Genomic DNA, 22294 nt, shown 5'->3' on the forward strand with positions numbered 1-22294 from the left:
ATGCGCCAGGCATCTCTGCCGAAGCCGGCTTCCTGTCTTCCTTGCCCAGCGCATTGCGCAGGCCGGCAGCACCCGTTCCTGCCGCGGATGGGTCCACGCCCAAACCGGCAGCTGAGGAACCCGCAGCCGCCGAAAGGCGCGCCTGCAGGCCCTTATGAGGCGTGCTGCCAGGGACCACCGGTGCAGCCGCATCGGACAGATCCGTTGCACGGTCCATCCAGGCCGTCTGTCCGACCAGGCTGCCCGAGTCCATCAGGCCGTTGAATCCATTGGCCCAGGCGCCCGTTCCAGCGTTGTCGCCCAACACCCGGCCCAGCGGTTGGCCCAGCATGCCCTGCTGCGCACCAGCCTGTGCCAGGATCTGCCCCTGGCCTTGGGGCAGCTGGGTAGGAAACTGCCCCCCCTGCAGCGCCGCCAGTGCGGCAGGGTCCAACGGCAGTGCACCGGCTTCGCCGGCCTGCAGCCAGGTGGCCTGGGCCGCGCTTGGATCGGCCGGCAGGGCCCCTGCGGTGCCATCCCCGAATGCAGTGGTATCCATGGCGGCCAGCAGCAGGGAGAAGCCACCCTGCCCCGCGGCCTGCTGCGTAGCATCCTGCGCTGAGCTGGCCTTGCCGGCGGCACGCGCGCCGCGCGTCTCGTGGGTCGTGTGCGAGCTGTTGATGCGTGTCGGTTCCATGTTCACCACTCCTTCGGCCCCTGCTGGCCCTGGGTTGCATTTTCCTTGCCGAATTGCAGCGCAGCGCGCTCATCGGTTTGCTTCTGATCGCGACGCGCCTGGAGCTTGTCCATCTCGCGGCGCCGTTTCTCGACCACTTTCCTCAATGCCGACAGCCGCAACTCGGCCGCAAGCACGGCACGGGTGGCATGTTCCACGCGCCCGGCCTGGTCGCCCACCACCCCGGTCTGCAGGCCGACCGCATGGGCGAGCCGGTCCATGAACTGGTAGTGGTGGTACATGACTTCGGGCTTGACGGTGGTGTCGGCCTGCGCGCCCCAGCGTCCCTGGGTTTCCAGCGCGTAGCCTTCCAGTTGCTGCAGTTGGGCCTGCGATGCCTGGCGCGCGCGCTGCGCGTCCTGCAGCACCTGCCGCGCCTCGTCGCGCTTGCGCTCGGCCATTTCGACGGCCACCAGAAAAGCATTCAGCGAAGACATGGTCGGTTCACCCCTGGCCCATCAATGGTTGAGCACCGCGCCCATGAAGCCCAGGCTTTCGCCCATGGGCGCCGCTTCGAACATGTTCTGCTGCAAAAAGTCCGCCATGGCGGGCTGCAGCCGGATGGCTTCGTCCAGCGCCGGGTCGGAGCCGCTCATGTAGGCGCCCACCTGGATCAGGTCACGGCTCTTCTGGTAGCGCGAATACACCGCGCGGAACCGCCGGGCCAGTTCGAAATGCTCCCGCGACACCACGTTGTGCATCACGCGCGAGGCCGACTGCTCGATGTCGATGGCCGGAAAGTGCCCCGTTTCCGCCAGCGCGCGGGACAGCACGATGTGCCCATCCAAGATGGCGCGCGCCGCATCGGCGATCGGGTCCTGCTGATCATCGCCTTCGGACAGCACTGTGTAGAAGGCCGTGATGGAGCCCACCCCGTGCAATCCGTTGCCGCTGCGCTCCACCAGCGCCGGCAGCTTGGCAAAGCAGCTGGGCGGGTAACCCTTGGTGGCGGGCGGCTCGCCGATGGCCAGCGCGATCTCGCGCTGCGCCATGGCATAGCGGGTGAGCGAATCCATCAGCAGCAGCACGTGCTTGCCCTTGTCGCGAAAGTGCTCCGCAATCGCCGTGGCGTACGCGGCGCCCTGCATGCGCAGCAGCGGCGGCGCATCGGCCGGCGCCGCCACCACGACGGCGCGACCCCGGTCTTCCTCTCCGAGGATGTCTTCCACGAATTCCTTGACCTCGCGGCCACGTTCGCCAATCAGGCCGACGACGATCACATCGGCCTGCGTGTAGCGCGCCATCATCCCCAGGAGCACGCTCTTGCCCACGCCGGAGCCGGCGAACAGCCCCAGGCGCTGGCCGCGCCCTACGGTGAGCAGGGCGTTGATGGCACGCACGCCCGTGTCCAGGGTCTCGCGCACGGGATCGCGGTCCATGGCGTTGATCTGGCGCCGGTCCATGGGCTCGGAATTCACGTTGACCACGGCACCGCCATGGTCCAGCGGAATGCCCTGGGAATCGATCACGCGCCCCAGCAGCCCGTCACCCATCGGCAGCCGCAGCACGCCGGCGGCCGGCGATGGCCGGGCGTCCTCGCCGAGCCTCGGCTGGGGCACATATGCCGCCGCAGGCACCACGCTGGCCCCACTGGACAGCCCGTGGATGTCACCCGCCGGCATCAGGAAAGCGCGGTCGGCCGAGAACCCGACGACCTCCGCCAGCACCGGCTCGTGGCCAGGCATCTGCACCATGCACTGCGACCCCACGGGCACGCGGATACCAACGGCCTCCAGCACCAGCCCCGTCAATCGGGTGAGCGTGCCGCGGGTTTCCAGGGGCGCGCCCTGCGCGACGCGGGCCCGCGCATCCGCCATGAAACGGCCCCAGGCCGTGTCCGCCGGGCTCTGGACATCAGCCCCAGCGGGTGCATCCGGCAACAGCGAAGTTTCAGGGAGGGTGTCAGCCATGGGCCTTCTCCCCTTCGGCATCCCAGGCGGACGCCAGGCCCAGCGCGGCGATCGCACGCTCCCAGCGCCGGCCCAGCGAGCCATCGATCACCGTCCCGGCCGACTCCACGAAGCAATCGCCTGCGGCCACGGCCGCATCGGGCAGCCACTGCACTTTGGCCCCCGCATAGGCTTCGCCCAGCGGTTTTTCAAGCACCTCCCAGTCGGCGGGATTCATGCGCACCGTGGCCGGGCGGCCTTCGGCGATCAGCATCCCCAGGGCTTCGCGCACCACGGGCAGCAAGGCCTGCGGCTGGCTCGACAGTTCCTGGCGGATCACCTGGCGAGCAATGTCGCAGGCCAGCTGCAGCACTTCCTGCGCGACATGCTGCTGCATGTGGACGAGGCTGGCCTGGGCCGCCTGCACCACCTGGTCCATCCGCTGCGCGACCTCCTGTCCCTGGCCGGCGATGTAGTCGTCCATGCGCTGCTGCCATTCCAGCCCAGCCTTTTCCTCGCCATGGGCTTGGCCCTGCTCGAAGCCCTCCTGCCGCGCTGCTTCCAGGGCGCTCAGGTGCGTGGCCTCGTCAAAGACGACTGGCAGGGGCTCCGGTTCGGGCTCTGGCGCCGGGGGCAGCAGGTCCGATCCGTCCACGGCGCCGAACTGCCACTGGGTCACCTCCCCGACCTCTTCGCTGGGGATGAACCGCGTGTAGCTGCGCGGGTTATACGAATGCGTCATCACCGCCGCCTCCGATCACGATCTGGCCTTCATCCGACAGGCGGCGAACGGTCTTGAGGATTTCCTTTTGCTGGGCCTCGACTTCGGACAGCCGCATCGGGCCACGCGACTCCAGGTCTTCGCGCATGGCCTCGGCGGCGCGCGACGACATGTTGGCCAGGAATTTCTCGCGCAGCTCGGGCACGGCGCCCTTGAGCGCCACGATGAGCGTTTCGGACGCCACTTCCTTGAGCACGGTCTGAATCGCACGGTCGTCGAGCTTGGCCACGTCGTCGAAGACAAACATCTTGTCCATGATCTTCTGGGCCAGGTCGGGGTCGTAGCCCCGGATCGACTCCAGCACCACGCTGTCCATGTTGGAGCCCAGCAGGTTGATGATCTCGGCCGCTGCCTTGACGCCGCCCAGCGAACTCTTGCGGATCTTGTCGCCACCCGCCAGCACCTTGAACAGCACCTCGTTGAGGTCCTTGAGCGCAGTGGGCTGGATGCCCTCCAGTGTGGCCACGCGCAGCAGCACCTCGCTGCGCTGGCGGTCGGTGAGCTGCATCAGCACGGCAGCGGCCTGCTCGGAATCCAGGTGCACCAGGATGGCAGCGACGATCTGCGGGTGCTCGTTGCGCAGCAGTTCGGCCACCGACAGCGGGTCCATCCACTTCAGGCTTTCGATGCCGGAAACGTCGCCGCCCTGGAGAATCCGGTCGATCAGCAACGCGGCCTTGTCGTCGCCCAGCGCGCGCTTGAGCACCGAGCGCACGTAGTTGCTGGTGTCGGACACCAGCAGGCTCTGCGCCGCGGCATCGCCGGAAAAGCGGTTGATGACCGAATCGACCTTCTCGCGCGAAACCGAGCGCATGCGGGCGATGGTCTCGCCCAGTTTCTGCACTTCCTTCGGCGACAGATGCTTGAAGACCTCGGCGGCTTCCTCTTCGCCGAGGGACATCAGCAAAATCGCAGCATCGTTCAGGCCTTGGTCATCCATGGAAAGCTCGTGGTTTCATGCGTCGGTGGGAAATCATCGCACGGCGCCGCGTCACGACTCGCCGTTGACCCACGTCTTGAGGATATTCGCCACGGCCATCGGGTTCTCCTTGGCCAGCACACGGGCCTCTTCCAGGCGCAGCTGCTCGGGCGTCTGGGCGACCTCCTCGGGCTTGGACGGCGCGGCCAGCGCCGGGCGCTGCGGCTCTTCCGCCTCGATGGCGTCGAGCTGGCCACCCTGGGCCACCGGAATCGCCCGGGGCTTGCCCATGCCCTTGATGGCGGGGCGCACCAGGCCGAGCAGTACCATGGCCGCGAACAGGGACATGCCCACGGGCCAGCCCAGGCTCTTGGCCAGCTCGATCATCTCGGGCTGCTTCCACAGCGGCAGGTCCACCACCGGCGTGGAATCGACCAGGAACGGCGTGTTCATGAGGTTCACCGAGTCGCCACGCTCCTTGTTGAAGCCGATGGTTTCGCGCACCAGCGCCGTCATCTGCTCCAGTTGCTCGGGCGACAAGGCCTTGTTGGTGGGCGCCTTGCCCGCGGCTTCCGCCACGGCCTGGTAGTTGACCACCACCGCCGCGCTCACGCGCTTGAGGGCGCCGCTGCCGCCGCGCGTCACGCGGACGGTCTTGTCCACTTCGTAGTTGGTGATGGATTCGCGCTTGCTGCCCGTGCCCTGCGCGCCCTGCTGACCGGCGGCCGTCGGTGCGGGGTTGGCGCCATTGATGGGCGCGGTCGAAGGCTGGGGCGGCTGGTTGCTGGTGGCGCCGGGCACACCGCTGGGCGGCTGGGCGCCCTGGGTGCCGGCGCTTTCCACGACCTGCTGGCTGCGCACGGCGCTGGCGTCGGGCGTCTGGTTGGGGCGGTGCTGCTCGGAGGTGGATTCGGTCTGGCTGAAATCGACCTCGGCCGTCACCTGCGCCTTGACGTTGTTCTTGCCCACCACCGGCTCCAGGATGTCCAAAATACGGCGCGTGTACTGCTGCTCGATCTGCTGCACGTAGCTCAGTTGCTGTGCGTCCACGCCCGAACCGGCGGCCGTGTCGGGGGACTGCGACAGCAGCTTGCCGGTATCGTCCAGCACGCTCACGGCGGAGGGCGACAGCTCCGGCACGCTGGAGGCCACCAGATGAACGATCCCAGCCAGCTGCGTGCGGTCCAGGAAACGGCCGGGGAACAGGCTCAGCAGCACCGACGCGGAAGGCTTTTGCTGCTCGCGGAAGAACCCGTTCTGGTTGGGCAGTGCCAAGTGCACGCGTGCGCTTTGCACCGAAGACAGCGCCTGGATCGAGCGGGTCAGCTCGCCCTCCAGGCCGCGCTGGAAGTTCAGCCGCTCCTGGAACTGGGTGACGCCGAACCGGTTCGTCTCCATCAGCTCAAAGCCCGTCACCGAGCCCTTGGGCAAGCCCTGGGTGGCCAGGCGCAGGCGCACGTCGTGCACGCGCTCGGCCGGAATCAGGATGGCGCCGCCGCCCTCGGCATATTTGTAGGGCACGTTCATCGTGGACAGCTGGGCCACGATGGCACCGCCATCCTTGTCGCTCAGGTTGGCGAACAGCACCCGGTAGTCCGGCTGGCGGCTGAAGACCACCGCGGCGACCACGGCAGCGATCAGCAAGACCATGCCTGCGCCCAGGCGCATCCGCTGGCCCCGTTCGAGCGCGGAAAACCGCTGCATCCACGAGGGGTTGGCGGGACTGATGACAGGGACTTCAGCAACTGCGGACATGGTGCTTTCCAAAAGGTCCGACCCGGCAGAGGGTTGGCGTGGGGCGATTATTGGACGAGCCCCTTGCCGACGTAGCCGAGATAAGGCCGTCGTTTCACCATCTATTCCCCAGGATGGCGCGGCGCCGGCCCCCTAGGATTGCACCATCCCGCCATTCCTTCGGACACAGCCATGGACCTCCGCATATCAAGCCCCACCACGCCACTTGCAGGCGCCGGCCTTGCGCGCCGTGCCGCGGCACCGCAGGACTCGCAGGAAGTGGGGTTTTCCTCGGCGCTCAAGGGCGCACTGCAGTCGGTCAGCGCCTCCCAGAACCGGGCGGCCGACCTGCAAAAGGAAGTGCAGATGGAAAATCCGGCTGTCAGCCTGGAAGAAACCATGGTGGCGATCCAGAAGGCCCAGATCGGCTTTCAGGCCACGCTGCACGTGCGCAACCGCATGGTTCAGGCCTACACCGACATCATGAACATGCAGGTTTGACGCCAGCCCGCAACATCCAACCCATCATTTGCTATTATTTTTATAGCTTAATGCCCTAGTGCTTATTGCACTGGAAGGCCATTTGACTGGTAGTACCTTGCACCGCTGCGGCTGATACATCCGCCGCATGGGTTTTCGATTCCCTGCACCGCCCACATCAAACCCTCTCGGCGGCGGCGATCCTGAAAACAACACGGCCGAAGGCGCACTGCGCGCCAGGCATGCCGGCTTGCCGTTCGTTGCGCTGCGCTGCGCGGTGGCGCCGGGAGGCACTGGCCGGGCAGACAGCCCGGCGAAGGGCGGGCCCCACCCCTCCTCAATGCATCATCTGCGGCTGGCGCTCCAGCAAATGCTCGAACTGCGACAGCCAGGGTTCCGCCAGGCAGCGAATCTGGGCATCGTTGCTCAGGATGCGCTGCATGATGCGCGTCTTTTCCCGGCGGTGCTCCGGCAACAGATCGTGCTCCTGGGCCTTGAATCGCAGTTGCTCGATGAGCACCGCGCAGGCGCCTTCATAGCGAACCACGCCGTCCCAATCCTTGAGCTTGGCAGCCTCCAGCATCTTGGCACTGCTGTCTTCGATGGCTTTGTAGTAATCGATGAGCATTTCAGACATTCTTAGTTTCTCCCACCGGAGGCCGAAGGACGGCCGCCGGCACCGATCTCGCCCCAACCCTGCGCCACCGGCACGATCAGGTTGACCACTTCTTCCACCAGGGTGACGTCGTTGCGCAGGTTGGCCATGGTGAGCCGGCCCACGCAGTAGTCATACAGCGCACGGAGATTCGCAGCCAGCTCACCACCCTGCACAGGGTTGAGGCCGCCCTTGAGGCCTTCTTCGATGATGCGCACGGCCTTGCCCAGGTGGCGGCCCTTTTCTTCCACGTCGCCGCGCTGCATGGAGCCACGGGCGGCGTTGAGCGATTGCACCAGGCCATCGAACAACATCTGGATCAATTGATGGGGCGAGGCGCCATCCACACTGGATTGCACACCGACCTGCCGATAGACCGAGGCGGCGCGGGAACTGACTGGCGTGTACATCGAGAACTCCTTCATGCTACTTACATTCAATATCGGCAGATCAAGAAGGAACTCAAGGACATTTACGAGGTGTTTTGGCGTTCTGACAGAGTGGCGCAGCGGTGATTTATCCAGGGTTCAGGCCAGCCCGCGCGGGGGCGGGTGGCCTGGACGCCGGGCTTACTTGTTCCACTGGGCGACCTGCTGCGTGATGTAGCTGTTGAGGGCCGAAAGATTGCCCATCTGGGTATCCAGCGCCGTGTACTGTGCCCGCATGCGCTTTTCCAATACGGCCGCGCGATTGTTCACCTTGTCCTGATCGGAGGTGTTGCGCTTGACTTCCAGGTCCAGGGCATCGGCCTTGTTATTCATGAGGCCGTCGAGCGACAGCAGTCCGGAGGTGAACGACTTCATGCGAACCGCGGCGCCGGTGCCCGTACCGCCCGAGGCTGGGTCGGATGCGAACAACTGCTTGAGCGTGTCGGGCGTTTTCAGCGCGTTGTCCAGCTTGGTGTTGTCCACCGTCAGCTTGCCGCCACGCTGGACTTCCAGGCCGATGTCGGACAGCGTCTGCAGGGCAGCGGTGCCGCCCGCAGCGGCACCGATGGCCGCCCGCAGCGAGTTCTGCAGCCCGACCGCCGTGCTGTCGCCCTGCAGAACGCCCTTGGTCTTGCTCTCGCTGTCGTACTTGGTCGAGGAACCCAGCAGGTCATTGACGGCGTTGTAGGCATCCACGAAATCCTGGATGTTCTTCTTCATCGTCGCGGTATCGGCCTTCACTCCCATTTCCACGTCGGTCGTGGTCACTTGCGACACCGTCAGGGTCAGCCCGGGAATGGCCTCGGTGAACGTGTTGTCCTTGGACGTCACGCTGATGCCGTTGATCTTGGCCTGCGTGTTCTGTGCGTACTGGATGGTATTGGCCGCCAGGCCCACGCCTGGGGAGTTCTGCGGATCGAAGGCGAGCTTCGAGAGGCCCGGCGCCGCCGGGTCCTCCGCCACCTGCACGCGAAACCCTGACGCTTCCCCGGTGGTCTTGGAGCGCAGCAGGAGCCGCTCGCCGGAGGCATCGCGCAACACGGTGGCCGTGACGCCGACATCGCCTTCGTTGATCTTGGCGGCGATGTTCGTGATCGTGTCGGTCGCGCTGACCGAGACATTGATCGGCTTCGTGGATCCCACGCCGAAGGTCGGTGGATTCGCGGTGGAGTCCCAAGTCCCCAGCTGGATGGTCATGGTGCCTGCGCCAATGACGGAGTCCTTGGCCACGGCGGTGGACGCATTCGATTGCGCGCGGGCCAGTTGCTGCACACTCACGCCGAACGACGATGCGCTGGCAATCCCCGACACGGTGGCCGTGACGGCCGCACTGTTGGAAGAACTGACCGCCATGCCGTTCCACGCGCTGTCCCGGGTCAGCTTGGCCGCGGCATCCGACAAGGTCGAGAGCAACGACTTCACCTGGGAGAACGTGGAAATCTTGGTCTGGATGGTGTCCGCTTTGGCCTGCAGCTGAACGAGGGGCTGCTTTTCCAGCGCCACCGTCTTGGTGACGATGGTTTCGACGTCGAGCCCGCTGCCAATGCCTATCGAGGTAATACCCATTTTGGTCTCCCAGGCAGCCGGGGCCGCCATCAACAATCAATACACGATTGTGGCGAGAATCGCTTCGATCTAAAAGCAGGAAAAGCGGCGACAGGAGTGGCCCTGTCGCCGCTTAAAAGGGTTCGGACCGTTCCGATCCCCTTTATAAGCCACCGATTAACGCAGCAGTGACAGCACGCCCTGGGGCAGCTGGTTGGCCTGGGCCACCATCGCAGTGCCCGCCTGTTGCAGGATCTGCGTGCGCGACAGGTTCGCCGTTTCCTTGGCGAAGTCGGCGTCCACGATCCGGCCACGCGATGCCGACAGATTTTCGGCCTGGATGTCGATGTTGCCCACCGAGTTTTCGAAGCGGCTTTGCAGAGCGCCGAGGTCGGCACGTGCGGAGTTCACCTGGTCGATCGCGCTGTCGATCTTCTTCAGGGAAACCCATGCGTCCTTTTGCGTCGCGACAGTCACGGTGTCGATACCCTTCTTGTCGGTACCGGTGGCGGCCGCCAGCGTCGGGGCGGCGAAGCCCGTGTTCGCCACGGAGAAGCCGGTCGTGCCGCCGAAGGTGATGGTTTCCGGCACAGGAGGCGTTGCACTGGTCAGCTTGGACGAAGCAAATTCCAGGTCGTACGTGCCGTCGTCCTTCTTGGTCAGGAAGGCGGTCACACCGGTGTCGGCGGACTTGTTGTTGATGGCGGACACCACTTGGCCCAGGCGTTCCACACCAGAGCCAGCGGCCTTGATTTCGCCCAGATCGATGGCGGATGCCGAGCCCACCTGGATGGTCAGGCCACCGGCGGCGATCTTGGTGCCGAAGCCCGTGACCGTCGTGTCGGAAGCATTCAGGGCGGTCACGCTGCCCGTGGAGTATTCGATGTTCGACAGGCCGGAAGCCGACGAATTGGTCAGAGCGCCGACGGTGATGTTTTCACCGGAGTTGGCACCGACCTGGAACAGGGCGCCCGCAAAGCTGCCGTCCAGGATCTTCTGGCCGTTGAAGCTGGTTTGCTTGGCCACACGGTCGATTTCGTCGGTGAGCTGCTTGACTTCGGACTGCAGTGCAGCGCGGTCCTTGGTGCTGTTGGTGGCATTGCTGGCCTGCACCGACAGTTCACGCATCCGTTGCAGCATGTCGCCGACCTTGCCCAGGGCGCCTTCTGCCGTCTGGGCCAGCGAGATGCCGTCGTTGGCGTTGCGGGCTGCCACGGTCAGACCCTTGATCTGGGTGTTCATGCGCTCGGCGATCGACAGGCCGGCGGCATCGTCCTTGGCGCTGTTGACGCGCAGGCCGGAAGACAGGCGCTGCATCGAGGTGGTGAGAGAGTTCGCAGACATGCCCAGATTGCGCTGTGCGTTGAGCGAAGCAATATTGGTGTTGATGGTAGAGGCCATTGAAATGCTCCTTGGTAACTTAAATTCCGGCTAGACCGCCGATCACAACGCTGACCCCCATGGCCAGCTGCCAAGACCGGGGCGGCAGTCACGTGAACCCATCCATCGCTTGCCGGTCAACAAATTCGCTTGAACCTGTTGGTTAGGTTATCGGGCAGCCCCTGGAGAACTTGAGCGTCTCCATGCAAAAAAATCGGCTTTCCCCGGCACCGCCCGGGTCAGCCAGCTCCCACAAGGGTGGATATGGATGGTTTTCCGCCCTTTTTTCCCCACGCCAGGAAAACCCCACCTGAGGAGAATTCTCCCAACGCTAGGGTTGCCCGCTGATGGTGGTGTCCTTGGCCACGGCAGCTGTGCCTTGTCCCTTTTGCGAAGGAGTTCCGTAATGGCCTCGACGATCAACACCAACATCGCCTCACTCAACGCCCAGCGCAATCTGGGAATGTCGGCAGCTTCGCTGACGACCACCATGCAGAGGCTGTCTTCCGGCCTGCGCGTCAACAGTGCCAAGGACGATGCGGCCGGCCTGGCCATCGCCGAGCGCATGAACACCCAGGTCAAGGGCCTGGCCGTGGCCTCCCGCAACGCCAACGACGGCATCTCGCTGGCCCAGACGGCAGAAGGCGCCCTGGGCAAGGTCGGCGACATGCTGCAGCGGATGCGCGAGTTGGCCGTTCAGGCCAGCAACGCCACGAACAGCAAGGCCGACCGGGCCGCGCTGCAATCCGAAGTCAAGCAACTCACCGACGAAATCGACCGCGTTTCCAAGCAGACCAGTTTCAACGGCCAGAAGATCCTGGACGGCAGCTTCGCGGGCGCCCTGTTCCAGGTGGGCGCCAACTCCGGCGACAACGTCACGCTCGGCGCCCTGGCAGACACCCGCGCCTCGGGCCTGTCCAGCATCATGTACTCGAGCACGAGCACCGCGATCGCCGTGGATGCGTCGGACACGTCGATCTCCGCCTTCGGCAGCGCGATTCCCGCGGGCGGACTGACGATCCAGGTCGGTTCGGGTTCCGCCATCGACCTGGGAAGCATCAAGGCCGCTGGCTCCGGCGTGGAACGTCTCGGCCAGGTGATCTCGGCGATCAACAACAAGACGGCCGATACGGGCGTGACCGCCTTCCTGACCAAGAACGATGACGGCAGCTACGGACTCGAGTTCGCCTCTTCGAAGCTGACGAATGCCGTTCCCCCCGTGCCGGAGACCATCACGTTCGGCGGCACCACCGGGTTCACCGTGGCCAACACGGGCTTTACCCCGCCCACGCTGACGAATGCCACCGGCACCGGTCAGAAAGGCATCGACAGCGTCGATGTCGGAACGCAGAGCCAGGCCTGGGTGGCCCTCAAGAAGATCGACAGCGCGATCGATCAGGTCAATTCGGCGCGCGCGACCTCGGGGCCCTGCAAAGCCGCTTCGAAAAACGCCATTGCCAATATCGACATCCAGGGCGAGAACATGGCGGCAGCCCGTGGCCGTATCGTGGATGCCGACTTTGCCAAGGAAACGGCGAACCTGTCGCGTACGCAGATCCTGCAGCAGGCAGGAACCGCGATGGTGGCCCAGGCGAACCAGTTGCCCCAGCAGGTGCTGAAACTCCTGCAGGGCTGAAGAAGAAGGCATCCGGGGCTAATACACTGCCGGTGGAGGCCGAAATCTTCGGTCTCAGCGATATTTTTATTCTGGAGTACGCATGCCTTCGCCTTCCATCGAGCAATTCATCGAAAGCTTTCTGACCGCTGTTGACTTCCAGGATCCGGTGGAAGTCACCCCGGATACCGAACTGCGTGCTCTGCCGGAGTGGGACTCCCTCGCCGCCCTGGGCGTCATCGTGATGTTCGACGTGGAATACGGTAAAACCATCGTGGGCGACGACCTGAAGAACTGCACCACGGTCACGGACCTCTACAAGCTGCTGGGGTAAAACACCATGGGCCTGTCCACCCTGCACAACGTGCGCTTTGCGGGCATGGCGAGCTGCGTGCCCAAGCGCGTGGTTTCCAACCTTGAGGATTGCCCTCCAAAAATCCGCTCGGAGCGGGAAAGGCTGGTTCGCAACATCGGCATCCAGCAGCGCCGCCTGTGCGCGTCGTGGCAATGCTTTTCCGACCTGGCGCAGGACGCCACCGAAAAGCTGCTGGAGGAACTGCAGTGGGCCCGCGAAGAAGTGGACGCGCTGATCGTCGTGACGCAGTCGCCCGACTATCCCATTCCTTCCACCGCCATCATCTTGCAGGACAAGCTCGGGCTGTCGCAGTCCACGATCGCTTTCGACGTGAATCTCGGCTGCTCTGGCTACCCGTTCGGGTTGCACCTGCTGGGCAGCATGATCGCGTCCGGCACGGTGAAAAAGGGCCTGCTGCTGGTGGGAGACCGCTCCGCAAGCGAAAAGGACCCGCTGTTCTCCGACGCCGGCACGGCGACCGCACTGGAATTCGATCCTTCGGCCGCGCCCATGTATTTCGACCTCAACAGCGACGGCAGTGGCTACAAGGCCATCATCAAGCCGGTGGGTGGGCATCGAGAGCCCTATGCCTTTCATCACAGCATCCCCACGCGCGACGAGGATGGGGAGCTGCAATGGCCAGACCGCCTCCTCCTCGATGGACCGGCCGTGCTCAGCTTCTCCACCCAGAAAATCCCTCCGGCCGTGGAGCGCACGCTGCAATATGCAGGGGTGTCCAAGGACGATGTGGACTACTTCGTCTTCCATCAGGCCAACCGGATGATCAACGAAACCATCCGCAAGAAGCTGGCACTCCCCCCTGAGAAAGTCCCATCGACGCTGGCCGACTATGGCAACACCAGTGGGGCGACACTGCCGGTCACCATGACCGCGCGCCTGAACGAAACGCTGGCCAGCGGCACGCACAAACTGCTGCTGAGCGGCTTCGGCATCGGCCTGTCCTGGGGCACATGCATCCTGGACATTGCAGGGGCTCGCTTCCCGGCCATGCTGGAGTCCTGACCCGATGGACGCAACGCCCACGCCTTTTCACCTGCAGGGACAGCGCATCCTCGTCACGGGGGCCACTTCGGGCCTGGGCCACGCCACCGCCCTCGCCTGCGCACGCATGGGAGCCCAGGTCATTGGTGTGGGCCGCGACGAGCAGCGGCTCGCTCGCACGCTGCAGGCACTGCAATCCGCCGCACCGGCTGCCGGCCACCTCGTGGTGCGAGCGGATCTGACCCAGTCTGCCGATCGCTCCGAGTTGGTGGAGCAGATCGCTTCCGAGCCGTTGAACGGCATCGTTCACAGCGCAGGCATCTCGCGCCTGTCTCCCGTGCGGATGATCACCGAACAGCATCTGCGCGAAGTCCAGAGCATCAACGTGGACGCCCCGATGCTGCTGACGCAGGCACTTCTCAAGCGCAATCTGATCGCGCCGGGAGGATCGATGGTGTTCATCGCATCGATCGCCGCACACATCGGCGTGCCGGGAGTGGCCGCCTATTCGGGCACCAAGGCCGCACTGATTGCGATGATGCGCTGCCTCGCGATGGAAGTCGTCAAGCGGGGCATCCGGGCCAATTGCCTTTCGCCCGCCCTGGTTGAAACGCCATTGCTCGATGCCACCGCCACGCTCGTGGGTTCGATGGAAAAAGAGCGGGGCAACTACCCGCTCGGTTTCGGCCAACCGGAAGACGTGGCCAATGCCGCCGTGTTCCTGCTGTCCCAGGCCAGCCGATGGATCACCGGCACGACGCTGGTGATGGACGGCGGCCTCACCATCAGTTGATCCACCACCATGGCTGCACCCTGCACGGATACGTCCTCCCCGCATCGGAACCTGCTCATCGTGGGCGCCGGCGGCTTCGGCCGCGAAGTATTGACGTACATCGAAGACGACAACCCGCTGTTCCGACCCAAGGGCTTTCTGGATTCGCGCACGTCGGCCCTGAACGGCATGCAGCGCTCGATCGGGATCGTGGGTGATCCCCTGACCTATGTTCCGGAACATGGCGACGTCTTCATGGCGGCACTGGGCGATCCGATGGCGCGGCACAAATACACCGAAGTGCTGCGGTCGGTCCACGACGTCGACTTCGCCACGGTCGTGCATCCGCAGGCCCATGTGACACGGCATGCCCGGCTGGGCCGCGGCTGCATCATCGGTCCCCGTGTCGGCATTTCGGTGGATGTCCAGCTGGGCGATTTCGTCTGCGTGCAGGAATACACGGTCATCGGGCACGACGTTCGCATCGGGGATTGGTGCCAGATCAACAGCCATTGCTCCATCGGTGGTGGCGCGAAGATCGGCAACTTCGTGTCGATCCATCCCAATTGCGTCATCACCAGCGGCACCGTCATTGGCGACCACGTCAAGGTCGGTGCCGGCAGCGTGGTGTATGGCCGCATCCCGCCCAACATCACCATCATGGGCAATCCGGCCCGGCGCTTTTCCTGGAGCTGAACGTCTCCCCAGGCTCCGCATGCCCGACCGCGAGCAACCCACCATGGCCTCCATGCCCCCTTCCTTCCTGCCCGACGCCTTGGTCAGCCGCATCAACCTGGATCGCTTCCAGCTGGATGAAGCGCTGCTCGCCATGCTGGACCTCTACCGCCGCGATCCGCACTTCTGCATACCTGAGCAGGCGCGCGAGATCTTCGCCCGGCGCGGGGACCGGACACGCTTCATCCTGCTGGGAACGAAGACCTTCGCGGAAGTCTTCATCCGTGCGACCCGTGACCAAGGCTGGGCACTGGCCGTGGTCGACGATTTCAAATACGCCAGCGGCGAGGACTACTACGGCGTGGACATCATTTCCACCGACCGTTTCCTTGCGATGCTGCGCGAGGACCCGGACATCATCGCCATCAACTGCTGCCGAACGGACTATTCACGGCGGTTCTTCGACCGGCTTTGTACCCGCCACGGCATCGCCCATTTGAACCATGAGCAGGTCACCCGGCTCTTCGGCATGAATGATCGGGTGGACTACCGCACGGCCGACTGGGCCCCCGCCATCAGCAGCAGATTCGATGAATTCCTGGCGCTGGAGCGGCGGCTTGCGGATGCGCACTCCGTGAACACGTTGCGCAGCGTGCTTCTGTTCCACCTGAGCTGCAATCCCGAGTGGTATCTCACTGTGGCCAGGCCCTACTCGACCCTGTACTTCCGCTCGGGCCTGCTGACGTTCTCGGACCACGAGAGGTTCGTCGATTGCGGCGCCTCCATCGGCGAATCCACGACCGGGCTGCTGGGCCTCACGGGCGATCGCATCGAACACTCCTGGATGATCGAGCCCGACCGGTTGAACATCGAGGTGCTGCGCAAGCTGCAGCAGGGCTACGCCGGCACCGCGCTCGAATCCCGGATTTCGCTGCATCCCTTCGCCGTCGGGGAGAGCGACGCGGAAGCCCCGTTCCACCATCTGGGGGGGCATGGGGGCAGCATCGCCGTCGATCCGAGCGCGCCCTTGGAGACCGTGCGCATCCGGCGCATTGACGATCTCATCGATGCGCCTCCGACCTTCATCAAGATGGACATCGAAGGCTTCGAGATTCCGGCGCTGCGGGGCGCCCAGGCGGCCATCCGCGCCGGCCTGCCCAAGATGGCGATCTCCGCCTATCACCGCGCGACCGACCTGCTGGACATCCCGGCGCTGGTGGATGCCGTGGCCCCCGGGTACTCGATCGGGCTGCAGCACCACACCGAAGATCGCTGGGATACCTGCCTGTATTTCCATCGCTGAAACGCGGCTGCAGAGGCATTCACTCCACTATCCAGAGGACACCGCAGGATGGCCAAGATTCGGGGCGGCCTCGACCGCGTTCTACTGAAATATCCGGAAATCGACCCGGCCAAGGTCCGGCTGATCGGCTGGGGCGCTGGACAGGCGTTCACGGACTACTATCCGCTGCTGGGCCTGCCGGTGGAATACACCGTGTGCCCGTTCACCGCTCACCAGGACAGGCAGATCCATGGTGTTCCCGTCCGCAGCCCCGAAGCGCTCATGAAGGAACCGCACGAGGATGTGCTTCTGGTGATCTTCGCAGCGCATTCGGCGGAAATCATGAACCAGATCCGCAACCTGTGGGGCGACTACCGCTGCGTGCCGGCCCTCACCCACAGCGGCCGGCATGGAGACATCGACCAGCTCCAGGCGTTCTCCAGGGTGTTCGAAGGCCTGTCCCTGCAGCGCAAACCGCCCGTGCGAACGCCTTCACTTGGCATCTTCGTGCAGGGCCCGGTGTTTCCCTATACCCCCATGGCACTGGCCTGGCAGCGAATGGCGTGTCCCGAGGCGCATCTGTGCTTCGTCACCTGGGATCACCAGTCCGCCGCCAGCCTCGATGCCTGCCGGCCATGGGTGGACGCCGTGATCACGCTTCCCCAGCCCCAGAACATGGTGGACAGCCGCAATGCCATCATTCGCTCGGCCAAGGCGGCGCCCGGCATCTGGCCGAAGTGGGCGTGCCGTACTCCGTGCGCATGCGAAGCGATACGGTCGTCACCGGATCGCTCTACCGAGCGGTGGAAGAACTGTTCGACGATGGCAGCAGGAACGAGGGGAAATTCGGCTTCCTGGCGCATTCGTCCTGGAAGCAGATTCCCTTCCATTTCTCCGAGCGTTTTCTCGTGAGCCGCACCCAGGACATGTGCGAGCTGTGGGCGCTGCCGGAAGACCTGCGCGGTGCGTCCGAGATCCAGCACCGGACCGACGAGCCCTACCAGCAGATCCAGAAGGCGGCCGTCGAATGCCTGCTGTGGCAGAGCCTGGCACGCAAGTGGGGTGAGCCGGCCCGGGACCTCGCCGATGGCTACCGGTTCGCCGCGAACCATCTTCTGCCGATGGACGAGTACGCCGATGTCCTGTCGCTCAAGAGCGTCCCGCTCTTCAACCTGACCCTCAACAAGGGCTTCGTGGGCACGCCCGCCTGGTGGCGGGAGGTCTATGCCGATCTGCCCTCGGCCATGCGGCAGGCGCACGAGGAAAGCGCTCAGGACTTCACGATCGCCGAATTCTTCAGTGGCCGGGTCGGCTGACTGCCCCTCCAACTGATCAATAGAGCACGGCGCGCCGCTCGGGCGTCATGGGCTCGAGGGCTTCTCCACGCTCCAGCCTTCGCACGAAGTCCGGGTTCGCAAGGAGCGCGCGGCCCCAGGTGACCATGTCCAGATGCCCCTCCTGGATTTCGCGCTCGGCCTCCGCAGCGGATAGCGACGCGCCACCCATCAGGAAGTGGGGCCAGAGGGGACGCACGCGGCGCACGATCCTGCCGGAAGTTTCGGCATAGGGCGCATCCGCGCAGCTGATGTCCAGCTGCCTCAGCCCCAGGCGATCCAGCCGGGGGATGAGATGGTGCAGCATGTCGTCGAGGTCCGGCCACTCGTACAGTCCGCCCATCATCCGTGCGGGCGAGAGGCGGATCATCAGGCGCTGGGGGCCGCAAATGGGCAACAGGCGCTCCACCAGTTCCAGCACGATGCGGCAGCGGTTTTCGACCGATCCGCCATAGGCATCGGTCCGGTCATTGATGCGTGCATCCAGGAACTGGTCAATCAGGTATCCATGTCCCATATGGACCTGCACGCCGTCGAAGCCCGCATTCAGGGCCCGCTGCGCGGCCTCCTCGAAAAGACGGTAGATGCCCGGCATCTCCGACGCATGCAGTGCACGGGGCTGCCCGTAGGGCTGGCCGTTCTGGCGGTTGATGCCCGCCGCTGGCCGGTCCGTGGAACTGACCGGCGCCAACCCGCCAGTGAAGTCCGGGTGCGAGATCCGCCCGCAATGCCACAGTTGCGCCACGATGCGCCCGCCGGCCTCCTGCACCTGCCGGACGGCCGGGATCCAGCTGTCGGCCTGCTCGTCGTTCTGCAGGTGGGGCACGTTCCGGTAACCATCCGCCGAAGGATGGACCACGATGCCTTCCGTCAGGATGAGCGATACGCCGGCAGCGGCACGCCGCGCGTAGTAGGCAGCGATTTCGGCCGTGCAGCGGTGCTGCGCATCGGCAAAACCACGCGTCATGGCCGCCATGGCCACACGGTTGCGCATCGGACCGAACATGTCGTGGTGAACGAAGGGGCTCAGCAGTTGCAGGCTCATGGGGCGAACATTCCAGTGAAATAAGGGTGGTCGAGATAGGCGGCCAGGCTGTCCTGCCATGTGCGCTGACGATCCAGCCCGCGGGCCTGCAGCGCGGCGTTGCGCATCACCACCGCATCGGGGCGCACGGCTTTTTCCTTGCGGGCCATGGTTTCCGCAGGAACACGCGCGATCTCGATGCGGCGATCCAGCCCCAATCGGAGCACGATCTCCCGCGCCAGTTCGAAGAAAGAGGCTTGCCCATGGGAAGCCATGCAGAAACGGCCCGTCTCGCCGCGCGCCAGCAGCAGCAGGCTGTTGTAGGCCAGATCGTCCGTGAGCGTGGGCTGCCAGATGCGGTCACCGATCTCCATGCGGTCCACGCCGGAGCGCAGCAGTCCCGCGAGGTGCGGAATCAGCTTGCCGACGAAATTCTTGTCGCGCGCATGCTCTCCGAAAAACCCGCCCATGCGCACAGTGAGCGCCTGCGGCGACGCCTCCAGCACGATGTGCTCCGCCTCCAGCTTGAGGCGTCCGTACACGCTCAAAGGACGGGGGGGCGTGGCCTCGTCCACCGGCTGGCTTCCGTCGTAGATCAGGAAAGTCTGCGGGTAAAAAAACCGGGCTCCGCATTCGCGGGCCAGCTCGACCACGTGGCGGGTTCCTTCGATCTGCACCTGCGCCGCCGCGTCCGCATGGTCCTCGCACCAGTTGACGTCGGAACACACGGCGCAATGGATCACGATATCGGGCCGCCAGGCGCGCAAGTCCTGGGCCTGCTCGCGCTGGCGCACATCGAGCGCGTGGCGGTCGAGGGCCGCGACCAAGGCAGTGGGTACCTGCTCAGCCAAGCGGCGAGCGAAAGCCTGCCCGAGCATTCCGCCCGCACCCGTGATCAGGATGCGCGAGCCCTCCAGGGCGTCCAGTTCGTTCAATTCAAGCAAATCGTTGCCCCTCATGCTCAGATCCAGACAGGAACAGGTCGGCCTCCATCTCGGGGACGCAGCGCATCACCTCGTTGGGCCGGTACGGCAGGGCGCCGACGAGCAGCCGGCCCGACGCCTTCCAGACACACCACCAGTGCTGCGCGAAATCCTGCATCGATACCGGCCTGCCCGATCCCACATTGCGCACCCAGGGCCTGCCCGCCTCGACATCGCGGCGCTCAGCCGCATGCCGGAATGCCCGGGCGACCGTTTCCACGGGGACGTAGTCGCGCACCTGCGCACCGGGGGTCATCGAAAAATCAAGTCCCTGCGACGCGGCCAGACGCAACGCGGGCCAGAAGTTCCCGGCGTACTGGCCTTCGCCGAAGACCGAGAAGATCCGCAGGTAGCACAGTTCCATGGCGTGTTCGATCGCGTGCGCATGCGCAGCCTGGAAACCTGCGGCCTTGGATGCCGCGTAGCCATACGCGGGTGCCAGCGGTGCGCTGGCCGGAATGAAGTCGAAGGCATCCGCGCTGCGACCGTATTCCGCGAAAGTGCCCGCGAGGACCGACCGCTTCACGCCAGCGGCACGCGCCGTATCGAGCAGTTGCAGCAAAACGGTGACGTTCCAGTAGAACAGGGTCTGCCAGTCGGCCTGCTGCGGCGGGACGCCGGGCGACGCCAGGTGCATCAGCACGTCCGCCCCGGCCAGATCGGCGGGCGCCAACTGGTCCATGGCGCGGCTGAGCCACACAAGGCGAGGGTGCACCGACGCAGGCGCGTCGGCCGGATGCCTCAGGACGGTGACGCGATGGCCCGCCTCCAGCAGAGACGCCAGCACGTGCCGGCCGATGAACCCCGTCCCTCCCGTCAGGAACACATGCCGTTCATTGGTCATTCGGCGGTCCTTCCAGCATCTCGAAGGGGCTGGCGAAATCCTCCATCCGCGGGTGCTCGCGGTCGCGCACCGACAGCACAGGATGTTCATCGGGCCAGGGAATGCCGGCAGAGTCCCAGCGGATGCCGGCATCATGCCGAGGCGCGTGGGCCGAGGTGACGTGATAGACGATGGTCGCGCCTTCGGTCAGTGCATAGCAGCCGTGGGCACACCCCGCCGGAATGTAGACCTGGTTGCCAAGCTCGGCGTCCAGCTCGAAGGTGGCAAAACGGCCCTGTGTCGGCGAGCCGCGGCGCAGATCGACCACCGCGTCGAAGAGGCGGCCGTGGCTGCAATGCACCAGCTTGGCATGGTGGTGCGGCGGCAACTGAAAGTGCAACCCGCGCAGCACGCCACGCCGCGATACGCTGTAGAAACTCTCCACCCAGTCGCAGTCGAGTCCCCGGGCAAGGAACGCCTCGCGGTTGAAGGTCTTCACGAATCGCCCGCGCTCATCGGGCCGCACTTCGGGCTGGATCAGGTAGCAGCCCGGCAACGGGCTTTCTTCGAAGCGCATGGTGGGTGCTAGAAGTTGACGCCGAAATAGGTTTCGATGCGATCGGCCACAAAGTCGATCATGGCCTCGCTCAATCCGGGGTAGATGCCCAGCCAGAACGTGTGCTCCATGACCGTGTCCGTATTCGCCAGGCTGCTGGCCACACGGTACGTCTGTCCCTGCATCGAAGGCTGCCGGGTCAGGTTGCCGGCGAACAGCAGCCGCGTGCCGATGCGGCTCTGCTCCAGGTACTCCAGCAGATCGACGCGGCGGGTACCGGCCGCTTCGCGCAGCGTGAGCGGGAACCCGAACCAAGAAGGCTGCGAATTTTCCGTGGCCCGGGGAAGCACCAGGAACTCCTCGCAGCTTTTCAGCCGGCCGGAGAGGTGCTCGAAATTGCGCTGCCGCGCCGCGATGAAGCCGGGCAAACGGTCCATCTGCGCCAGGGCACAGGCCGCCTGCATGTCGGTGATCTTGAGGTTGTAGCCGACGTGCGAATACGTGTACTTGTGGTCATAGCCTGGCGGCAGATCGCCCAGTTGCCAGCCATACCGCTTTCCGCAGGTGTTGTCCTTGCCGGGCCCGCAATAGCAGTCCCGCCCCCAGTCGCGGAATGACGTGACGATGCGTGCCAACTCATCGTCGTTGGTGAAGACCGCGCCGCCTTCGCCCATGGTGATGTGGTGGGCCGGATAGAAGCTCAGGGTCCCGATATCGCCGAAGGTGCCTACCAGCCGTCCGCCGTAGGTGGACCCCAGGGCGTCGCAGCAATCCTCGACGAGCCACAGTCCATGCCTGCGGCACAGCGCTTGCACCGCCTCCAGGTTGTAGGGATTGCCGAGGGTGTGGGCCAGCATGATGGCCTTGGTGCGCGGCGAGATCGCAGCTTCGATCAGCGCCACATCAATGTTGTACGTGCCGAGCTCCACATCCACGAAAACGGGCACCGCGCCATTCTGCAGGATGGGATTGACGGTGGTGGGGAACCCCGCCGCCACACCGATCACCTCGTCGCCCGGGCGGATGGCCCTCTCGCCCAATGCGGGAGACGTGAGCGCCGAGAAGGCGAGCAGATTCGCGGACGAGCCGCTGTTCGTCGTGAGCGCGTGGCGCACCCCGAGGTATTCGCGCAGGCGCTTTTCGAATGCATCGTTGAAGCGCCCCGTGGTCAGCCATCCGTCGAGCGATGCGGCCACCATGTTCTGCAGTTCGGCCTCCCCGATCACCTTGCCGGAGGGTGGAATGGCCGTGGCGCCCGGCAGGAATGGCTGGGCGCGATACGCGTGGGCCGCGTATTCGCCAACGAGCGCGGCGATCTGCTCGCGGATGTGGTGCAACTTGTCCATA

23 protein-coding genes are annotated in these 22294 nt (G+C 65.0%); 9 read left to right on the plus strand and 14 right to left on the minus strand.

Going from position 1 to position 22294, the window contains the following annotated elements:
* Positions 1-678 precede the first annotated feature (678 nt).
* The 5 genes from fliJ to fliF form a co-directional block, all read right to left on the minus strand.
* Positions 679-1152, minus strand: coding sequence for a flagellar export protein FliJ (gene fliJ / locus AC27IO_RS03960; protein WP_284414737.1), 474 nt, complete (start codon positions 1150-1152; stop codon positions 679-681).
* 21 nt (positions 1153-1173) lie between these two features.
* Positions 1174-2532 (minus strand): flagellar protein export ATPase FliI, encoded by a 1359-nt coding sequence (fliI, locus tag AC27IO_RS03965; protein ID WP_284402669.1) that lies wholly within the window; start codon positions 2530-2532, stop codon positions 1174-1176.
* A gap of 85 nt (positions 2533-2617) precedes the next feature.
* Entirely contained in the window at positions 2618-3346 is a 729-nt protein-coding gene (locus AC27IO_RS03970) for a FliH/SctL family protein (RefSeq protein ID WP_284414736.1), read from the minus strand.
* The gene (gene fliG / locus AC27IO_RS03975; RefSeq protein ID WP_272565391.1) at positions 3330-4325 is read right to left on the minus strand and encodes a flagellar motor switch protein FliG; all 996 of its coding nucleotides are present in this window, start codon (positions 4323-4325) and stop codon (positions 3330-3332) included. Before fliG ends, AC27IO_RS03970 begins: the two co-directional genes overlap by 17 nt.
* A gap of 51 nt (positions 4326-4376) precedes the next feature.
* Positions 4377-6059, minus strand: a complete 1683-nt coding sequence (fliF, locus tag AC27IO_RS03980; protein WP_284402654.1) for a flagellar basal-body MS-ring/collar protein FliF — start codon at positions 6057-6059, stop codon at positions 4377-4379.
* A 171-nt stretch (positions 6060-6230) separates the two neighbouring features.
* Between fliF and fliE the strand changes: the two genes are divergently transcribed.
* Positions 6231-6539: a flagellar hook-basal body complex protein FliE gene (gene fliE, locus AC27IO_RS03985; protein ID WP_272565395.1), complete on the plus strand. Its 309-nt coding sequence runs from the start codon at positions 6231-6233 to the stop codon at positions 6537-6539.
* Positions 6540-6855: 316 nt separating this feature from the next.
* On the opposite strand, the gene AC27IO_RS03990 is transcribed toward fliE, so the two are convergent.
* The 4 genes from AC27IO_RS03990 to AC27IO_RS04005 form a co-directional block, all read right to left on the minus strand.
* The gene (locus AC27IO_RS03990) at positions 6856-7155 is read right to left on the minus strand and encodes a flagellar protein FliT (RefSeq protein ID WP_092745692.1); all 300 of its coding nucleotides are present in this window, start codon (positions 7153-7155) and stop codon (positions 6856-6858) included.
* Positions 7156-7157: 2 nt separating this feature from the next.
* A complete protein-coding gene (gene fliS, locus AC27IO_RS03995; protein WP_284431706.1) occupies positions 7158-7583 on the minus strand; it encodes a flagellar export chaperone FliS in 426 nt (141 codons plus the stop codon).
* Positions 7584-7742: 159 nt separating this feature from the next.
* Entirely contained in the window at positions 7743-9167 is a 1425-nt protein-coding gene (gene fliD, locus AC27IO_RS04000) for a flagellar filament capping protein FliD (protein WP_498737416.1), read from the minus strand.
* A gap of 156 nt (positions 9168-9323) precedes the next feature.
* Entirely contained in the window at positions 9324-10547 is a 1224-nt protein-coding gene (locus AC27IO_RS04005; RefSeq protein WP_284431705.1) for a flagellin, read from the minus strand.
* 385 nt (positions 10548-10932) lie between these two features.
* Between AC27IO_RS04005 and AC27IO_RS04010 the strand changes: the two genes are divergently transcribed.
* From AC27IO_RS04010 to AC27IO_RS04045, 8 genes are all read left to right on the plus strand, one after another.
* On the plus strand, positions 10933-12162 hold the full coding sequence (locus AC27IO_RS04010; protein WP_498737418.1) for a flagellin N-terminal helical domain-containing protein: 1230 nt from the start codon (positions 10933-10935) through the stop codon (positions 12160-12162).
* An 82-nt stretch (positions 12163-12244) separates the two neighbouring features.
* Complete coding sequence (locus AC27IO_RS04015; RefSeq protein ID WP_284431703.1) at positions 12245-12475, plus strand: acyl carrier protein; 231 nt, start codon at positions 12245-12247, stop codon at positions 12473-12475.
* A gap of 6 nt (positions 12476-12481) precedes the next feature.
* Positions 12482-13519, plus strand: coding sequence for a ketoacyl-ACP synthase III (locus tag AC27IO_RS04020; protein ID WP_284431702.1), 1038 nt, complete (start codon positions 12482-12484; stop codon positions 13517-13519).
* A gap of 4 nt (positions 13520-13523) precedes the next feature.
* Positions 13524-14291 carry an SDR family NAD(P)-dependent oxidoreductase gene (locus tag AC27IO_RS04025; protein ID WP_284431701.1) on the plus strand — a complete coding sequence of 256 codons (768 nt, stop codon included), beginning with the start codon at positions 13524-13526 and terminating at the stop codon, positions 14289-14291.
* Between the two features lie 9 nt (positions 14292-14300).
* Positions 14301-14966, plus strand: coding sequence for a NeuD/PglB/VioB family sugar acetyltransferase (locus tag AC27IO_RS04030; RefSeq protein WP_487089047.1), 666 nt, complete (start codon positions 14301-14303; stop codon positions 14964-14966).
* A 52-nt stretch (positions 14967-15018) separates the two neighbouring features.
* Complete coding sequence (locus AC27IO_RS04035; RefSeq protein WP_498737422.1) at positions 15019-16248, plus strand: FkbM family methyltransferase; 1230 nt, start codon at positions 15019-15021, stop codon at positions 16246-16248.
* 48 nt (positions 16249-16296) lie between these two features.
* Complete coding sequence (locus AC27IO_RS04040) at positions 16297-17139, plus strand: hypothetical protein (protein ID WP_498737424.1); 843 nt, start codon at positions 16297-16299, stop codon at positions 17137-17139.
* The gene (locus tag AC27IO_RS04045) at positions 17136-17543 is read left to right on the plus strand and encodes a hypothetical protein (RefSeq protein ID WP_498737426.1); all 408 of its coding nucleotides are present in this window, start codon (positions 17136-17138) and stop codon (positions 17541-17543) included. Before AC27IO_RS04040 ends, AC27IO_RS04045 begins: the two co-directional genes overlap by 4 nt.
* Before the next feature lie 16 nt (positions 17544-17559).
* On the opposite strand, the gene AC27IO_RS04050 is transcribed toward AC27IO_RS04045, so the two are convergent.
* Genes AC27IO_RS04050 through rfbH form a run of 5 tightly spaced genes read right to left on the minus strand, consistent with a single transcriptional unit; the run spans position 17560 to position 22293 of the window.
* Positions 17560-18606 (minus strand): oxidoreductase, encoded by a 1047-nt coding sequence (locus tag AC27IO_RS04050; RefSeq protein WP_498737427.1) that lies wholly within the window; start codon positions 18604-18606, stop codon positions 17560-17562.
* Positions 18603-19544, minus strand: a complete 942-nt coding sequence (locus tag AC27IO_RS04055) for an SDR family oxidoreductase (protein WP_498737429.1) — start codon at positions 19542-19544, stop codon at positions 18603-18605. Before AC27IO_RS04055 ends, AC27IO_RS04050 begins: the two co-directional genes overlap by 4 nt.
* On the minus strand, positions 19522-20412 hold the full coding sequence (locus AC27IO_RS04060; protein WP_498737431.1) for an NAD-dependent epimerase/dehydratase family protein: 891 nt from the start codon (positions 20410-20412) through the stop codon (positions 19522-19524). The genes AC27IO_RS04055 and AC27IO_RS04060 overlap by 23 nt, the downstream gene beginning before the upstream one ends.
* Positions 20402-20968, minus strand: coding sequence for a dTDP-4-dehydrorhamnose 3,5-epimerase (rfbC, locus tag AC27IO_RS04065; protein WP_317354851.1), 567 nt, complete (start codon positions 20966-20968; stop codon positions 20402-20404). The genes AC27IO_RS04060 and rfbC overlap by 11 nt, the downstream gene beginning before the upstream one ends.
* Before the next feature lie 8 nt (positions 20969-20976).
* Positions 20977-22293: a lipopolysaccharide biosynthesis protein RfbH gene (rfbH, locus tag AC27IO_RS04070; protein ID WP_498737434.1), complete on the minus strand. Its 1317-nt coding sequence runs from the start codon at positions 22291-22293 to the stop codon at positions 20977-20979.
* Position 22294: the final 1 nt, after the last annotated feature.

This window comes from Acidovorax sp. KNOB132 (assembly GCF_057541515.1).

Coding starts and splice junctions, on each gene's coding strand:
- AC27IO_RS04025 (WP_284431701.1), top strand. CDS start 13,524: ATGGACGCAACGCCCACGCCTTTTCACCTGCAGGGACAGCGCATCCTC.
- fliJ (WP_284414737.1), bottom strand. CDS start 1,152: ATGTCTTCGCTGAATGCTTTTCTGGTGGCCGTCGAAATGGCCGAGCGC.
- fliF (WP_284402654.1), bottom strand. CDS start 6,059: ATGTCCGCAGTTGCTGAAGTCCCTGTCATCAGTCCCGCCAACCCCTCG.
- AC27IO_RS04010 (WP_498737418.1), top strand. CDS start 10,933: ATGGCCTCGACGATCAACACCAACATCGCCTCACTCAACGCCCAGCGC.
- AC27IO_RS04040 (WP_498737424.1), top strand. CDS start 16,297: ATGGCCAAGATTCGGGGCGGCCTCGACCGCGTTCTACTGAAATATCCG.
- fliG (WP_272565391.1), bottom strand. CDS start 4,325: ATGGATGACCAAGGCCTGAACGATGCTGCGATTTTGCTGATGTCCCTC.
- AC27IO_RS04050 (WP_498737427.1), bottom strand. CDS start 18,606: ATGAGCCTGCAACTGCTGAGCCCCTTCGTTCACCACGACATGTTCGGT.
- rfbC (WP_317354851.1), bottom strand. CDS start 20,968: ATGCGCTTCGAAGAAAGCCCGTTGCCGGGCTGCTACCTGATCCAGCCC.
- fliI (WP_284402669.1), bottom strand. CDS start 2,532: ATGGCGGATGCGCGGGCCCGCGTCGCGCAGGGCGCGCCCCTGGAAACC.
- AC27IO_RS04020 (WP_284431702.1), top strand. CDS start 12,482: ATGGGCCTGTCCACCCTGCACAACGTGCGCTTTGCGGGCATGGCGAGC.
- AC27IO_RS04005 (WP_284431705.1), bottom strand. CDS start 10,547: ATGGCCTCTACCATCAACACCAATATTGCTTCGCTCAACGCACAGCGC.
- AC27IO_RS03970 (WP_284414736.1), bottom strand. CDS start 3,346: ATGACGCATTCGTATAACCCGCGCAGCTACACGCGGTTCATCCCCAGC.
- AC27IO_RS04015 (WP_284431703.1), top strand. CDS start 12,245: ATGCCTTCGCCTTCCATCGAGCAATTCATCGAAAGCTTTCTGACCGCT.
- AC27IO_RS04060 (WP_498737431.1), bottom strand. CDS start 20,412: ATGACCAATGAACGGCATGTGTTCCTGACGGGAGGGACGGGGTTCATC.
- AC27IO_RS03990 (WP_092745692.1), bottom strand. CDS start 7,155: ATGTCTGAAATGCTCATCGATTACTACAAAGCCATCGAAGACAGCAGT.
- AC27IO_RS04055 (WP_498737429.1), bottom strand. CDS start 19,544: ATGAGGGGCAACGATTTGCTTGAATTGAACGAACTGGACGCCCTGGAG.
- rfbH (WP_498737434.1), bottom strand. CDS start 22,293: ATGGACAAGTTGCACCACATCCGCGAGCAGATCGCCGCGCTCGTTGGC.
- AC27IO_RS04035 (WP_498737422.1), top strand. CDS start 15,019: ATGCCCCCTTCCTTCCTGCCCGACGCCTTGGTCAGCCGCATCAACCTG.
- AC27IO_RS04030 (WP_487089047.1), top strand. CDS start 14,301: ATGGCTGCACCCTGCACGGATACGTCCTCCCCGCATCGGAACCTGCTC.
- fliD (WP_498737416.1), bottom strand. CDS start 9,167: ATGGGTATTACCTCGATAGGCATTGGCAGCGGGCTCGACGTCGAAACC.
- fliS (WP_284431706.1), bottom strand. CDS start 7,583: ATGTACACGCCAGTCAGTTCCCGCGCCGCCTCGGTCTATCGGCAGGTC.
- fliE (WP_272565395.1), top strand. CDS start 6,231: ATGGACCTCCGCATATCAAGCCCCACCACGCCACTTGCAGGCGCCGGC.